We start from the raw sequence: 1,446 nt of genomic DNA on the forward strand, positions 1-1,446 counted from the left end.
TTAAATGGAGGATGGTTACATTACTCCGGTAAAGGTTAGGCAGTTCCTTTCGGAACTGAAGGGTTATATCGAAGAATCAAATGATGAGGTAACGCTCGGAAGGGTTCTCTCTTAGTCGAATAGCACTTGATTTAGTAAGAATGATAGTGTTATAAGCTCGGTGAAAAGGCGTGAGAAATTACCGTAACAGTTCGGCTGACGAAAACTTACTCGATGGAGTGGTGTAATTCATGGTGCTTGAGTTGAATGAATATGGTGAGAATGCGAAGAAAAACTAAAAGAAAAAGGTTAAGCTGACAAACTTCTGAATGTACGGGTCTATACCTGCAATACATAGAAATGTGTATATCATCAAATTGTGAGGTTAGCTGTGGGTGAGTAAGACTCACTAATATGAAAATCCATGATACGTTACAGGCGTATGAACGCTAACAGGCTTAAAGGAAGCACCTAAGTTCATTCTATAATAGATATAATTCAACGTTGTAAGCTGATAACGTGGAGGACTTACTTCTATTGAAACGTTGATAAGGAAAACAATAATGAAACTAGTTACTGTATAACTTATCTTCATATCAGTGAAAGTGGTGGCACAGTACCTATGAAGTGTCTAATTCACATGGAGGGATAGCCACTAGACTAATAAAGATTTATTCAACCAAGTAAGGCAGTTCTTTATCGATTAATAAGGTTCTCGTGAGACTAAAAGAGGTTTAACTCCGAAAGGAGTACCGACTTATTGAAACGGAAGAAACTGAGACACAGTGAATATTATAGTATGCAAGATTGTTTTGACACACTATACGCTCAAAGTGTCGGTGGTCATCACTTCTATGACTTAACAGAATTAATGAGTTCTCCAGATAATATACGACTTGCCTATCGAAACATTAAGAGAAATACAGGTAGCAAAACTGCTGGAACTGACAAGTTATCGATTAATGACATTCAGCATTTAGCAGTAGAAGATGTAATAGCAACAGTCCAATCCATGTTTAAATGGTACGAACCGCAAACGGTAAGAAGAGTTTACATACCAAAAGGAAATGGGAAAACTAGACCTTTGGGAATTCCAACGATTTGGGATAGAATCTTTCAGCAGTGCATTTTACAAATCTTAGAGCCAATTTGCGAAGCAAAATTCCATAAACACAGTTATGGGTTCAGACCAAATCGCAGCACTCATCATGCCAAAGCCAGACTTGAGTTCCTAATTAACCAGTCTGGGCTACATCATTGTGTTGATGTAGATATTAAAGGCTTCTTTGATAATGTTAATCATAGTAAGCTTTTAAAACAAATGTGGTCAATAGGCATAAGAGATAAATCACTTCTTTCTATAATATCTAGGCTACTTAAAGCAGAAATTGATGGAGAAGGTGTTCCTACAAAAGGTACCCCGCAGGGGGGGATTCTGTCACCTTTACTATCCAACATTGTGTTAAA

At 37.4% G+C, this 1,446-nt stretch carries 1 protein-coding gene; it reads left to right on the plus strand.

What is annotated here, in order from left to right; translation table 11 throughout:
* Window positions 1–778 precede the first annotated feature (778 nt).
* Window positions 779–1,446: reverse transcriptase domain-containing protein (locus NCCP28_RS23405; RefSeq protein ID WP_248563560.1), on the plus strand; the 668-nt coding region annotated here is incomplete at its 3' end.

This window comes from Niallia sp. NCCP-28 (genome assembly GCF_023168165.1).
GTDB lineage: Bacteria > Bacillota > Bacilli > Bacillales > Cytobacillaceae > Niallia.